We start from the raw sequence: 12,774 nt of genomic DNA on the forward strand, positions 1-12,774 counted from the left end.
TATAAGATGTAATTTCTTTCATTAAGAAAGTGATTTAATACTAGCAGATGAACCTACGGCTAGCTTAGATGTTGAAAATGAAAAAGTAATACTAGAGTATTTGAAACAATTGAATGAAAAAGGAAAAACAATAGTAGTTGTTACACATAATCAAGATATATTGCCTTATTTTTCGTGTGTCATTCGTTTACATGAATTGTTTTAAAGATAGAGGAGAGTGCAGAGTTATGAGAAGGAATTTTCATAACTCTGCACTTTTCTATTTCTCAAAGCAACTGATTCTTCTTAGTTGTACGAATAAAAAAGAATAACATGGATTATGATCTTAATTATTTTCAATAAACGCCCATAGTTCATCTGTATTACGCAGATTATTATCTATACACATTTGCGCAGTTATTTTGAATCCTGTTAACAAATCATCAATTTGTAAAGTATGATAATTCTCTATATCTCCTTCCATCTAGCATACTCTGTTTAACAGTACTCCAACATTCATCCCCTTCCTCAAGCACTTGCAGGACATAGTCCATGTGGTAGGGAGGGGGCATTCACCGGTAAAATTTCCTACAATTACGAAATGTCATGTATAATAGAAAGAAAAGGTTTGTGAGGGGGGAAGAAAAGATGATCGTTCTTTGGATGATTACGCTTTGTATGACTACTGTTTTTGCATATATGACGTTAAAACAAAATGGTCTAAAGCGCTTTGTTCCAGGAAGTATTCTTGCAGGAATTGCCCTTATCACGTATGTAACTTCTATTTTTATTGAAAGTATTTCAGTGAATTTGAGCACAAGCTTCGTATTTGTTGCAATTACATTATTTGCAGGTTCTATTATGATATTAGTGGTTGCCGGCATTATTTTGTTCATTCATATGAATTCGGAAACGTTATAACATATAAAGAAAGGCATGTCCCATGAGGGGCATGCCTTTTGTCCGTTCCATTATGCGTTGTCTTTTGAAGCGTTTTGTTGTTTCAATAAGTCGCGAATTTCGCCAAGAAGTACTTCTTCTTTTGTTGGTTCTGGAATTTCTTCTTTCTTTTCTTCTTCTTTTTTGAATGTTACTTTGTTGAATAGCTTAATGAATAAGAAGATAGAGAATGCGATAATTAAGAAGTCAACAACCGTTTGAATAAATGCACCATATTTAACTTGTGCGTCATAGAATGTAAAGGAAAGTCCTTTGAAGTTTACTCCACCAAGTAGTAATCCGACCAATGGCATGATAACATCGCCCACTAATGAAGAAACAATTTTCCCAAATGCACCACCGATTATAACCCCGACAGCTAAATCCATAACATTCCCTTTTAAAGCGAACTTTTTAAACTCGTTCCACATGTATGATTCCCGTCCTTTCCACGATTCAGTATGAAATGTATAATTCCTATCAACATATTCTATAGAAGTTTGTGATAGAAATAAAGGGAAAATGGGAATGAAAGTAAATTCTGAAAAGTGTATCCGTTTCCTTCTATAAAATCCAAATTATGTGATTTATTTTTTTCGATAGATTGTAATAATGATTCTAGCATTTGTTGGGATTTTAATCCTTCTACTCCATCAACTAGTGGCTTTGTATCCCCTTGTACACAATCGATGAAATGCTGCACAGCATCCTCAAATCCGCGTTGTTTTAATGTTGTTTCCCATGAAGGGGAACCGCTTTGTGTAATGCGATTATCTTGTTCAATCTCTAGTAGGTTCATGTTTTTTACACGAATGATTTTCCCTGTTGTCACAAGTTCGATTTGTTCTAAATTTGTTCCGGCATGGCGATGCATAGCAGTAGAGAGTAATGTGCCATTTGTGCTTGTATACGTATGATGACCATAAAAGAGTTCGTTTTTTTCGTTAGTTTGTATCCTATTATGAACAACACGAAGATCATCATCAGCTAACCAGCGTGCTGTATCGACGATGTGTAAATAATCATCAAGCATTGTGAAGTCATATGTATATGGACCAACTTTGTTTGTGCGATGTTTTTCAATACGAATCCATGAAATATCATTTGCTTGTTCTTTTGCAGCAACGTACATTGGAACGAAGCGACGATTGAAGCCAACCATAAGTTTTCGGTTATGTTTTTCGCTTAGCTCTACTAATTTTTCAGCCTGTTCGACAGTGGCAGCTAATGGTTTATCAACGTAAACATCGATTCCTTTTTGAAGAAGTTCGGAAACGATTTCATAATGTGTTGCAGTGGAACTATGGACAAATATTGCGTCACATTCTGAAGCGAGAGTTTGTAAATTAGAGAAGTCTTGAATACGATATTGCTTACAGATTTGTTTGCGTTTTTCAGCGTTTGGTGTAAACGCTCCCGCAAATGTCCAATCTATTTCCTTTGTAAGTGTTGGAAGGTAAGCTTTTTGAGCAATGTTGCCTAGTCCTATCATACCAATCCGAGGTTTATTCATATGTTTTCCCACCCTGCTATGGATTTTTATAAGTTGTATAGTTGTATAGCAACTATACTGTAGCATATGTATTAGAAGGAAACAAAGATTAAAGTTTTGATATACCCGAAGTACTCTTTTACTGCAAGCACTTCGGATGATTATATTACAAAGCCGTTCAGTTCAAGTGAATGAGTTGCAAGAGTAAAAGCACATATCGCTCGTTATGAACGATTATCTGGAAATATGATCAAGCAGCAAGTGATTTAGTACTTGCTGCTTTCGTGCTGTAATGGTTTATAGAAAGTTTTAATAATAGACGAAAAATGATCGCTTTCTTCTAAAAAAGGATAATGGTTGCTATGTTCAAACGGAATAAAGATAGAACCAGGTATACCTTTGTGCATCTCGATAGAATATTGCACTGGACACTGAACGTCATGATTTCCACAAATGATTAATGTTTTTGCTGTAATAGATGAAAGCTGATCTCTTAAGTCGAATTGTGGGTATTCGTTAGCGAAAGCGTTCATCCGACTTACAGCCATTGTTTTATAAATCGGTTTCGAGAAGTATGTTTTATAGCGTTCTGGCTCATATAAAGATAATTTTGTTCGTTCAGCTGATAATACACTTCGCTCTTTTGGAGTAAGATTAGGGAGTTTCAATTCTTCGATGACATCTTGCATATATTGAAATTGTGGATGGCTTGGATGATAAATACAATCTGTTGTTTCTGTATAGTTACTAGCAGCGGCACCGACAACAACTAAGGATTGCAAGGAGATAGGATAGGTAATTGCATACAGAAGACCAAGCATACCACCTGTAGAATGACCAGCGAAATGCCACGCTGAAAGGTGCAGTGATTCTTTTATTGCTTCTAAATCTTCAATTGTTTCGCTCATACTTAATTCATGTTCCGTTGTAGCTTTCGCAGAATGACCAGCATTTCTTAAATTAATAAGAAATACTTGGTGAGTAGAAGTAAAGATTTCAGCAAAATAATCACCAGATTCGTTAAACTCGGAGTAATGATGTGTAACGCATAGTGGGTCACCGCTGCCTTTTATAAATACTTCAAAAGTACCACGCTTTGTATGTAAGAGTTTTTGTTCCCACATAAATATCACCTTTCATAAAAAAGAATAGGAGAAAGTCCCCTATTCTTATCATTTAATATAAAGCCTTTTTCGTATTATTCCGAATAATTTCAAGGGATTTTGCCACTGTTAATGCATTTTTTTCTTCAATTTCTGGCTTTCGAGGGATTGGGCTATACATGTTGTTAGGGTCTTCCCATGTGATGGGAAGTTCAATAGGTGCTTGTCCTTTCCAAGCTTCAATCCATTCTGGGGGGAGATAACCTGAGATGTTTTGGATATTGTTCATTTCGAGCCAAATGAGTGCCCATGCTCTTGGAACGACGCGCCATATATCATAGCCGCCACCACCAACGGCGATCCAGCGTCCGTCGCAGTATTCATTGGCGATTTCATGAGCAAGCTTTGGAATTTCACGATAAATTTGCATCGTTGCAGAAAGGTGAGTAAGAGGATCGTAATAATGTGCATCGGCTCCGTTTTGCGTTAAAATGATATCCGGTTTAAAGTAAGCTGCGACTTCTTTTACCACGGTACGATAAGATTGTAAAAAAGATTCGTCTTCTGTAAAGGCATCGAGTGGAACGTTAAAAGAATAACTATAGCCAACACCTTGACCGCGCTCGTTTACAGCGCCGGTTCCAGGAAATAAATAGCGCCCAGTTTCATGTAGTGAGATGGTGCAGACGTTAGGGTCATCATAAAAGGACCATTGTACACCATCACCATGATGGGCATCTGTGTCAATGTATAAAACACGCAATCCATATTTTTTTTGCATATATTTTATAGCAATCGAGCTATCGTTATAAATGCAAAAACCAGATGCTTTGCCGCGAAATCCGTGGTGCAGGCCACCACCTAAATTTAATGCATGCTTTACTTGACCTGAAAGAACGGCATCTACAGCTGTTAATGTACCGCCAACAAGTAATGCGCTCGCTTCATGCATATTTGGAAACATCGGTGTATCTTCTGTTCCAAGACCGTATGACATGGCGATTGATCTTTCTAATTTTCCTTCTCCAGCACGTTTTACCGCATTTATGTATTCCTCTGTATGAATGAAAGCAATCTCCTCATCTGTTGCCATTCGCGGTGGAATGACTTGAGAAGGGTGAATCAGCCCACTCTTTTCTAGTAAATCGTAGGTGAGTGTAACACGAAGCTGATTAAAGGGATGTTCAGGGCTAAAGGAATAGCCCCGAAAATCATCTGAATAAATGAAGGCACTCTTCATGCCTGCATCCCCATTATGTTTGGCCATAAGACATGATAACCTTTTTGCTCTAATGTTTCGATCACTCTTAGAGGATTCATCGTTTGAATGCGGCAAACGAGTACTTTATCATTCTCATCTCTTGCTGGATAGACGAGAACGCTCACAATATTAATATGTAAATCACTAAAAATAGCAACTACCTTTCCGAGAATACCAGGTTCATTTTTTACTTGAATTTCAATTTGTGAACTTGGCTGATGGGCACCTGTAAGTTTGACGAGTGTATGTAATACTGTGGATTCTGATATGATTCCAACAAGCTTTCCGCCCTTTGTAACAGGAAGACAGCCAATTTTATTTTCAAAAAATAACGTCGCAATTTCCTCAACAAAATCGAGAGGATGACACGTCATTACTGGCTGTTTCATAATTAACTGAATCGGTTGTTTAAGCATATCCATTGAAACTTGTTCATCGAGAATTGAAGGACTTGCATCACGTACATCGCGGTCAGAAATGATACCGACTACGTTGTTGTTATGACCAACAATTGGAATGTGACGAATGCCCTTTGTACGTATTGTTCGAATTGCGGTTTCGATTGTGTCATCTGGGTGCAGTGCGATTACATCATGATTCATAATTTCTTCTACAATCATTCCATATGTCCCCTTTCTTAATACATAAAACGATTTTTAAAGCGTAAACGATCAAAATCTTGGATGGAATTTGTATCGACGCGGTTGCCGATACGAACCATTAAACAGTTAGCTGGGTGGGAACAAATTTCTGGATCATCTGTTGCCATCCACTCTAGTCCGCCGGCATTCATCATCTTTTCCATTACTTTACGGTATTCCCAAACATTTAAACCAGTTTGTTTTAAATCCCAGTGCCAATAATATTCAGTCGTTAATATAATATAATCTTCCATATGATCATCCATCATCGAAACCTCTAATAGATTTTTTCCAACCGAGCATCCGCGAAATGCGGGAATGACTTCAATTGCTCCGAGTTCAATTAAGTTTTCCATGTTTCCTTCTGACCATCGTTCTAGCGGATCAGGATATAAATATGTAACATATCCGACAATTGTTTGGTCATGTCTTGCTATAATGAGACGAGCTTCTGGTAATTTAGAAATTTCGACAATCGCTTTATATTGTTGATCAGCGGGACGAAAGGCAACTAAGTCTGGATGAAATTCATACATTTCAAGATTATGGGTAGATACAGGACCTTCAATGATTAAGGTTCCTCGCGTTGTTTTTAAGTTTCTTGCATTATATATTTTTTTATGAATCAATGTTTTGCTCACCACCTTGAGGGTTTGTGAATCTACTATATATTATCGTACTTTATAATATATGCGATGTGAATCGAATTTTGTCAGTAAAAATTTGTCTAAAAATCAACAAAAATACTGAAAATTTTAAATAATGTTATTATAATAGATAATAGAATACATAGGAGGGAGATGTAAAGTATGAAAGTAGAAACGCTTCCAGTTATTAAAGGAGAAAATAATTTGTTGAATTATGAAGAAACATATGCAGGTTTCAACTGGGAAGAGGTTAATAAAAACTTTTCTTGGTATGAAACAGGGCGAGTAAATATGGCATATGAGGCAATTGATAAACATGCGAAATCTGATCGGAAAAATAAAGTGGCACTTTATTATCAAAATGGATCACGCAAAGAGAAATATACATTTAAAGAAATGAAGGAGTTCTCCAACAAAGCGGGAAATGTCCTGAAAAACTATGGTGATGTAGAAAAAGGAGATCGCGTTTTTATTTTCATGCCGCGTTCACCAGAATTATATTTCGCACTTCTTGGTGCAGTGAAATTAGGAGCAATTGTTGGTCCGTTATTTGAAGCATTTATGGAAGGAGCGGTGCGCGATCGTTTAGAAGATAGCGAAGCGAAAGTGTTAATTACAACGCCTGAATTGTTAGAGCGTGTCCCGCTTAATGATTTACCAGCGTTAAAAACAGTCTTTCTTGTTGGAGAGAATGCAGAAGAAGGCGGAAAACTTGTTGCGTTTAATCCATTATTTGAACAAGCTTCTAACAAACTTCAAATCGAATGGTTAGACCGTGAGGATGGATTAATTCTTCATTATACATCCGGTTCTACAGGGAAGCCAAAAGGTGTTCTTCACGCACAGAATGCAATGGTGCAGCATTATCAAACGGCAAAATGGGTGCTTGATTTAAAAGAAGACGATGTATACTGGTGCACAGCTGACCCAGGCTGGATAACAGGAACTGCTTACGGGATTTTTGCGCCGTGGTTAGTAGGTGGATCAAATGTCGTTTTAGGGGGACGTTTTAGTCCAGAGGCATGGTACGAAGCGTTGCAAGATTACGGTGTAACAGTTTGGTATAGTGCGCCAACAGCATTCCGCATGTTAATGGGAGCTGGCGAAGAAGCGATTAAGAAATACGATTTATCAGCACTCCGTCACGTACTAAGTGTTGGTGAACCATTAAACCCAGAAGTAATTCGCTGGGGAATGAACGCATTTGGTCTTCGAATTCATGATACATGGTGGATGACAGAAACAGGTGCGCAAGTGATTTGTAATTATCCTTGTATGGAAATTCGCCCAGGATCAATGGGGAAACCGATTCCAGGTGTGAAAGCAGCGATTGTTGATAATGAAGGGAATGAAGTACCGCCATATACAATGGGGAACTTAGCGATTGCTAAGGGCTGGCCATCGATGATGCGCGCAGTTTGGAACAATCCGCAAAAATATGAGTCTTACTTTATGCCGGGAGATTGGTATGTATCAGGTGACTCTGCTTATATGGATGAAGATGGATATTTCTGGTTCCAAGGGCGTATTGATGATGTCATTATGACTTCTGGTGAGCGCGTTGGTCCATTTGAAGTAGAAAGTAAATTAATTGAACACTCTGCGGTAGCAGAAGCTGGTGTAATCGGTATTCCAGACCCAGTGCGCGGTGAGATTATTAAAGCGTTTATCGCACTGCGCGCAGGTTATGAAGCATCTGATGAATTAAAAGAAGAGATTCGTCAATTTGTGAAAAAAGGACTTGCAGCTCATGCAGCGCCAAGACAAATTGAGTTCCGAGATAAACTACCGAAAACGAGAAGTGGTAAAATTATGCGACGCGTGTTAAAAGCGTGGGAGCTAAACTTACCAACAGGTGACTTATCAACAATGGAAGATTAAGAAAGAAAGGTCTGAACGTATATTTCGTTCAGGCTTTTCTTTTTTGTGCTATCATAAAGGATGAACAACTTATATATACGTGTTAAAGGGGATGCTATCATGAAAACAGAAAAAGAAAAAATGATACAAGGGGAAATGTATGTACCTGCTGATCCAGTGTTAGTAGAAGGTAGGGAGCATGCTCGTATATTAACAAGAAAGTTAAATGAAACACCGGAAACAAAATATGAAGAGCGTAGTTTAATTGTAAAAGAATTATTTGGATCAACTGGTGACAACATTCATATTGAATCTTCTTTTAAATGTGATTATGGCTACAACATTCATGTTGGAGAAAACTTTTACGCGAACTTTGATTGCATCATTTTAGATGTATGTCCTGTCACAATTGGTGAGAACTGTATGCTCGCTCCAGGTGTCCACATTTATACAGCAACACATCCACTTGACTGGGTCGAGCGCATAAGTGGTGCCGAGTTTGGGAAGCCAGTAATAATTGGGGATAACGTTTGGATTGGCGGGAGAGCCATTATTAATCCGGGTGTGACGATTGGTGATAATGCTGTTATTGCTTCTGGTGCGGTTGTAACGAAGGATGTGCCTGATAACGTTGTGGTTGGTGGAAATCCTGCGAAAATAATAAAAAAAATAAATTAAGCTTTGAACCAAGTGCCTCCCTCATCTGTATACATTTATGAAACAATAGACCAGGGAGGCCTTTATATGTTTAATAAATGGATGCTTATTTTTGCCTTAATAGGAATTATAGTCGTATTTTCTTGTGGTATGTTATTGCCTATGGCGATTGGATTTAAGGTTTCAATGATTACAGCCGGAATTATTATGATTGTTATGTTTTCTATCATTATTCCTTTTGATAAGAAATATATTGTGAGAAAAAAGGGGAATAAAATTGATTTTACAAAAACAAAAGTTTACTTTCGCTGGAATGTATTTGATACAATCTCTGCCTGTATTGCGGCATATGCTTGTCTATGTGTACAGGTGCTTAATTTTTTAGTTTTAAGCGGATTAACAATTCAAAATCCATATGTACAGTTTTTTATGAATCAAGCGCAGGTTTGGACATTAGTCGCAAGTATTTATTTAGTTAGCCGAATCTCTTTAACGCTAAAAGGAATAAAGGAGATTAAAAAACATGGCGCAGATTGGGATTGAGGAAGAGCTCATGCTTGCGTATCAAAATGGAGATAAGCAGGCTGGAGAAAAACTATATGTTTTGATCAAACCAGCGCTATATAAATTTTTGTATCGATTTAACCGTGATGAGCAATTGAGTATAGATCTCGTTCAAGATACGTTTTTATCGTTAGAACGTAAGAAGCATATGTATGAGATTGAAAAGGGGGAAATTAAAACGTATTTGTTTCAAATCGGTTATCGCCTTATGATTAATAAATTGAATCGAAGAAAAAAGTGGCGCTCTCTTTTACCGTTTTTAGTACCGATTCAGGAGAAGGAGTTTTCACAAGAAGACCGGCTCACCGTAAGAGAGGCAATTTTGAAAGTTCCTCAAGATCAGCGGGCTGTCCTTATTCTTTCTTATTATCATGATATGCCGCAAAAGGAAATTGCAGAGGTGCTTAATATTCCTGTAGGAACGGTGAAATCTAGGCTTCATAATGGCATTAAGAAATTGAAACAATTGCTGGAGGTAGATGAATTTGAACGAAAATCCCTTTGAGAAAGAGTATAAATTGAAACAGTATTTAGATGGCGATCATGTGGCTGTCCCAGATTTTTCAGAGAAAGTAAATCGCTTTGAACGATTGCTGCGTTTTCTTGCCTCTCCAGCAAAAGATCCTGTGGAAGCAACGATTGGAAATGATTTATCAATTGTGTTTCATGTATCGTTATTAGCTAGTGTTCCGATTCTTTCTTTGATTACGATATTCATTGCGAGTCTGTAAGGAATGGAATAACGAGAAACTTCCAGCTCTATTTGACATGCCTATATAAATGATGGTATAAAGAAAAGTATATAAATAATTGAGCGTGGAAAGGGAGAAGTAGTGATCATTTCCCTGTTTTAGAGAGCTGATGGTCGGTGGAAATCAGCACATAGATGATCGCGAATTACGCCCCTAGAGCATCTTTTTTCGATTGAATCGTATTCAAAAGGGAAAAGACGGTGCTGAGCCGTTATGTGAATGAGGTGGTAGGCTTTTGCCTGCAACTAGGGTGGTAACGCGATAATCAAAATCGTCCCTTATTTGAGGGGCGATTTTTTTATGTTTTCAAATTTCGCGCTCGATTAATTTAAAGGAGAGTATGTAGGATATGGGTATTTTACAAGATCTTGAATTTCGCGGACTAATTAATCAGCAAACAGATGCTGAAGGTTTACAACAATTATTAGAAAAAGAAAGCGTTAAATTATACTGTGGTTTTGATCCGACGGCAGATAGCTTACACATTGGTCATATGTTACCAGTATTAATGCTACGTCGTTTCCAATTAGCTGGTCATCAACCAATCGCACTTGTAGGTGGCGGTACTGGTATGATCGGTGACCCAAGTGGTAAAAAAGCAGAGCGTACATTAAATACGAAAGATACAGTTGCTTACTACACGGAAAGTATTAAAAATCAGCTTTCAAACTTCTTAGAATTTGAAAATGTAGAAAACCCAGCAACGATGGCTAATAATTATGATTGGCTTGGTAACTTAGATGTAATTACATTCTTACGCGACATCGGTAAAAACTTCGGTTTAAACTATATGTTAGCAAAAGATACAGTAGCATCTCGTTTAGAGACTGGTATTTCATTTACTGAATTTAGTTACATGATTTTACAATCATATGACTTCTTAAACTTATATCAACAACAAGGTTGCCGTCTGCAAATCGGTGGTAGTGACCAATGGGGTAACATTACAGCTGGTCTTGAATTAATTCGTAAATCAGAAGAAGATGCGAAAGCATTCGGTTTAACAATTCCGCTTGTTACGAAATCTGATGGTACGAAGTTTGGTAAAACAGAAGGCGGCGCAATTTGGTTAGATCCAGAGAAAACAACTCCTTACGAGTTCTACCAATTCTGGATCAACACAGACGACCGCGATGTTGTAAAATACTTAAAATACTTCACATTCTTATCTCATGAAGAAATTCTTGAGCTAGAAAAACAAGTATCTGAAGCACCAGAAAAACGTGCAGCACAAAAAGCATTAGCTTCTGAAATGACAAAACTTGTTCATGGCGCTGAAGCATTAGAGCAAGCAATTAAAATTTCTGCAGCATTATTTAGCGGTTCTGTAGCTGAACTAACTGCAAACGAAATTGAGCAAGGTTTCAAAGATGTACCATCTGTAGAACGCAGTGCAGAAGATACAGTATTAATCGACTTGCTTGTTGAAAGCAAAATTTCACCATCAAAACGCCAAGCGCGTGAAGATGTAACAAATGGTGCAATTTACGTAAACGGTGAGCGTACACAAGCATTAGATTATGTTGTAACAGAAAAAGACCGCATTGAAGGTAAATTTACAATTATCCGCCGCGGTAAAAAGAAATATTTCTTAATTCGTTACTAATCAATACAGGTTTATAAAAAAGGCTTTGGGGAGACATACTCCTCAAAGCCTTTTTGTTTTAATCTTCTTTCTATGTTCATACGGAAATCACAAGTGAGGAGTATGATATATGTATAAGATAAAAGAAAGGAGTGGTAAAAGAAAATGTCACTAGAAGCGCTCATCATCTTTTCTTTGCTAAATGCTGGTCAGCTTGCGGAGAATACACAAAGTGATGTACATAAAAATTCTAAAGATGCTTATGTGTATGTGGAGAAACAAGAAGATAAATAAACTTTATTTTATATATAAGGGTAAGTTAAAAAAGGATGATAAAGGTAGCGTTCGCTTTCGTTATCATCCTTTTTTAATAAGTGCTATAAGAACGAAAAAAGCCGATCCAAAGGATCGGCTTTTCATCATTAACGAGAGTAGAACTCTACGATTAACGCTTCGTTGATTTCAGCAGCTAATTCAGCGCGCTCTGGTAAGCGAGTGAAAGTAGCTTCTAATTTATCAGCATCGAAAGTTAAGTATTCTGGTACGAAGTTGTTAACTTCGATCGCTTCTTTAACAACAACAAGGTTGTTAGATTTTTCGCGAACGCTGATAGTTTGACCAGGTTTTACACGGTAAGATGGGATGTCTACGCGAGCACCATCAACCATGATGTGACCGTGGTTTACTAATTGGCGAGCTGCACGACGAGTGCGAGCTAAGCCCATGCGGTAAACTAGGTTGTCAAGACGAGCTTCAAGAAGGATCATGAAGTTTTCGCCGTGTTTACCTGGCATTTTACCTGCTTGGTCAAATGTGCGACGGAATTGACGCTCAGTCATGCCGTACATGTGACGAAGTTTTTGTTTCTCTTGTAATTGTAAACCGTATTCTGAAAGTTTCTTACGTTGGTTAGGACCGTGAGGACCTGGTGCGTAAGGGCGTTTTTCTAATTCTTTACCTGTGCCGCTTAGAGAGATTCCAAGACGACGAGACAGTTTCCAAGCTGGACCTGTATAACGAGCCATAGTTGACTCCTCCTTTAAGTGTTTTTATTTTCGTAAAATAAAAACAGACGTAATCGACATTTATGCGCATTTTGTTTTCATGTACCTTCGCTCCAGCAGCAGGGAGTTACGAGATACACCTCACACAAGAGGAACAAAATACAAACAATAAACTCACATTACAAGGCTGCCTTTTTATTTTACACAAACGCTATTATATCTTTTGAATCTTATTTCGTCAAGTGAGTTCGTATTTTGTTTTATACATGTAAAGTTTGGAAATTACAAGA

14 protein-coding genes, 2 pseudogenes and 1 other annotated feature are annotated in these 12,774 nt (G+C 37.6%); of the genes and pseudogenes, 9 read left to right on the top strand and 7 right to left on the bottom strand.

Annotation, left to right across the window (positions count from 1 at the left end; all coding sequences use genetic code 11):
• The first annotated feature begins 627 nt into the window (after positions 1-627).
• Positions 628-900 carry a DUF3917 domain-containing protein gene (locus JDS96_RS10615; RefSeq protein ID WP_016116657.1) on the top strand — a complete coding sequence of 91 codons (273 nt, stop codon included), beginning with the start codon at positions 628-630 and terminating at the stop codon, positions 898-900.
• A 50-nt stretch (positions 901-950) separates the two neighbouring features.
• On the opposite strand, the gene mscL is transcribed toward JDS96_RS10615, so the two are convergent.
• Both mscL and JDS96_RS10625 read right to left on the bottom strand, forming a co-directional pair.
• Positions 951-1,349 carry a large conductance mechanosensitive channel protein MscL gene (gene mscL / locus JDS96_RS10620; RefSeq protein ID WP_199666753.1) on the bottom strand — a complete coding sequence of 133 codons (399 nt, stop codon included), beginning with the start codon at positions 1,347-1,349 and terminating at the stop codon, positions 951-953.
• Positions 1,350-1,507: 158 nt separating this feature from the next.
• Positions 1,508-2,431: pseudogene (locus JDS96_RS10625) on the bottom strand (Gfo/Idh/MocA family protein); the annotation flags it as partial.
• A gap of 132 nt (positions 2,432-2,563) precedes the next feature.
• Between JDS96_RS10625 and JDS96_RS33245 the strand changes: the two are divergent.
• Positions 2,564-2,671, top strand: a pseudogene (locus tag JDS96_RS33245) (DNA-binding response regulator); the annotation flags it as partial.
• 5 nt (positions 2,672-2,676) lie between these two features.
• On the opposite strand, the gene JDS96_RS10630 reads toward JDS96_RS33245, so the two are convergent.
• From JDS96_RS10630 to JDS96_RS10645, 4 genes are read right to left on the bottom strand one after another with little or no spacing between them, the layout of a single operon-like run.
• Positions 2,677-3,534 carry an alpha/beta fold hydrolase gene (locus tag JDS96_RS10630; RefSeq protein ID WP_199666754.1) on the bottom strand — a complete coding sequence of 286 codons (858 nt, stop codon included), beginning with the start codon at positions 3,532-3,534 and terminating at the stop codon, positions 2,677-2,679.
• Positions 3,535-3,586: 52 nt separating this feature from the next.
• Positions 3,587-4,753 (bottom strand): acetoin utilization protein AcuC, encoded by a 1,167-nt coding sequence (locus JDS96_RS10635; RefSeq protein WP_199666755.1) that lies wholly within the window; start codon positions 4,751-4,753, stop codon positions 3,587-3,589.
• Positions 4,750-5,394 (bottom strand): acetoin utilization AcuB family protein, encoded by a 645-nt coding sequence (locus JDS96_RS10640; protein WP_199666756.1) that lies wholly within the window; start codon positions 5,392-5,394, stop codon positions 4,750-4,752. Before JDS96_RS10640 ends, JDS96_RS10635 begins: the two co-directional genes overlap by 4 nt.
• A 17-nt stretch (positions 5,395-5,411) precedes the next feature.
• A complete protein-coding gene (locus tag JDS96_RS10645) occupies positions 5,412-6,044 on the bottom strand; it encodes a GNAT family N-acetyltransferase (RefSeq protein ID WP_018764512.1) in 633 nt (210 codons plus the stop codon).
• Positions 6,045-6,224: 180 nt separating this feature from the next.
• Between JDS96_RS10645 and acsA the strand changes: the two genes are divergently transcribed.
• The 7 genes from acsA (at position 6,225) to JDS96_RS10680 (ending at position 11,774) form a co-directional block, all read left to right on the top strand.
• Positions 6,225-7,943, top strand: a complete 1,719-nt coding sequence (gene acsA / locus JDS96_RS10650; RefSeq protein WP_199666757.1) for an acetate--CoA ligase — start codon at positions 6,225-6,227, stop codon at positions 7,941-7,943.
• 99 nt (positions 7,944-8,042) lie between these two features.
• Complete coding sequence (locus tag JDS96_RS10655) at positions 8,043-8,600, top strand: maltose acetyltransferase domain-containing protein (RefSeq protein WP_033796455.1); 558 nt, start codon at positions 8,043-8,045, stop codon at positions 8,598-8,600.
• A 66-nt stretch (positions 8,601-8,666) separates the two neighbouring features.
• Positions 8,667-9,122 (top strand): hypothetical protein, encoded by a 456-nt coding sequence (locus JDS96_RS10660; protein WP_003201138.1) that lies wholly within the window; start codon positions 8,667-8,669, stop codon positions 9,120-9,122.
• A complete protein-coding gene (locus JDS96_RS10665) occupies positions 9,103-9,648 on the top strand; it encodes an RNA polymerase sigma factor (RefSeq protein ID WP_199666758.1) in 546 nt (181 codons plus the stop codon). Before JDS96_RS10660 ends, JDS96_RS10665 begins: the two co-directional genes overlap by 20 nt.
• Positions 9,629-9,874, top strand: coding sequence for a hypothetical protein (locus tag JDS96_RS10670; RefSeq protein ID WP_199666759.1), 246 nt, complete (start codon positions 9,629-9,631; stop codon positions 9,872-9,874). The genes JDS96_RS10665 and JDS96_RS10670 overlap by 20 nt, the downstream gene beginning before the upstream one ends.
• Positions 9,875-9,951: 77 nt before the next feature.
• Positions 9,952-10,177 (top strand) — a binding site (T-box leader).
• Positions 10,178-10,244: 67 nt separating this feature from the next.
• On the top strand, positions 10,245-11,501 hold the full coding sequence (gene tyrS, locus JDS96_RS10675; RefSeq protein WP_003201146.1) for a tyrosine--tRNA ligase: 1,257 nt from the start codon (positions 10,245-10,247) through the stop codon (positions 11,499-11,501).
• Positions 11,502-11,645: 144 nt separating this feature from the next.
• Positions 11,646-11,774 carry a transporter gene (locus JDS96_RS10680; RefSeq protein ID WP_199666760.1) on the top strand — a complete coding sequence of 43 codons (129 nt, stop codon included), beginning with the start codon at positions 11,646-11,648 and terminating at the stop codon, positions 11,772-11,774.
• A gap of 128 nt (positions 11,775-11,902) precedes the next feature.
• Here JDS96_RS10680 and rpsD read toward each other — a convergent pair whose 3' ends face one another.
• Positions 11,903-12,505 (bottom strand): 30S ribosomal protein S4, encoded by a 603-nt coding sequence (gene rpsD / locus JDS96_RS10685; protein ID WP_003201150.1) that lies wholly within the window; start codon positions 12,503-12,505, stop codon positions 11,903-11,905.
• Positions 12,506-12,774 lie beyond the last annotated feature (269 nt).

It is taken from the genome of Bacillus cereus group sp. N21 (genome assembly GCF_016483395.1).
GTDB classification, from domain to species: domain Bacteria; phylum Bacillota; class Bacilli; order Bacillales; family Bacillaceae_G; genus Bacillus_A; species Bacillus_A pseudomycoides.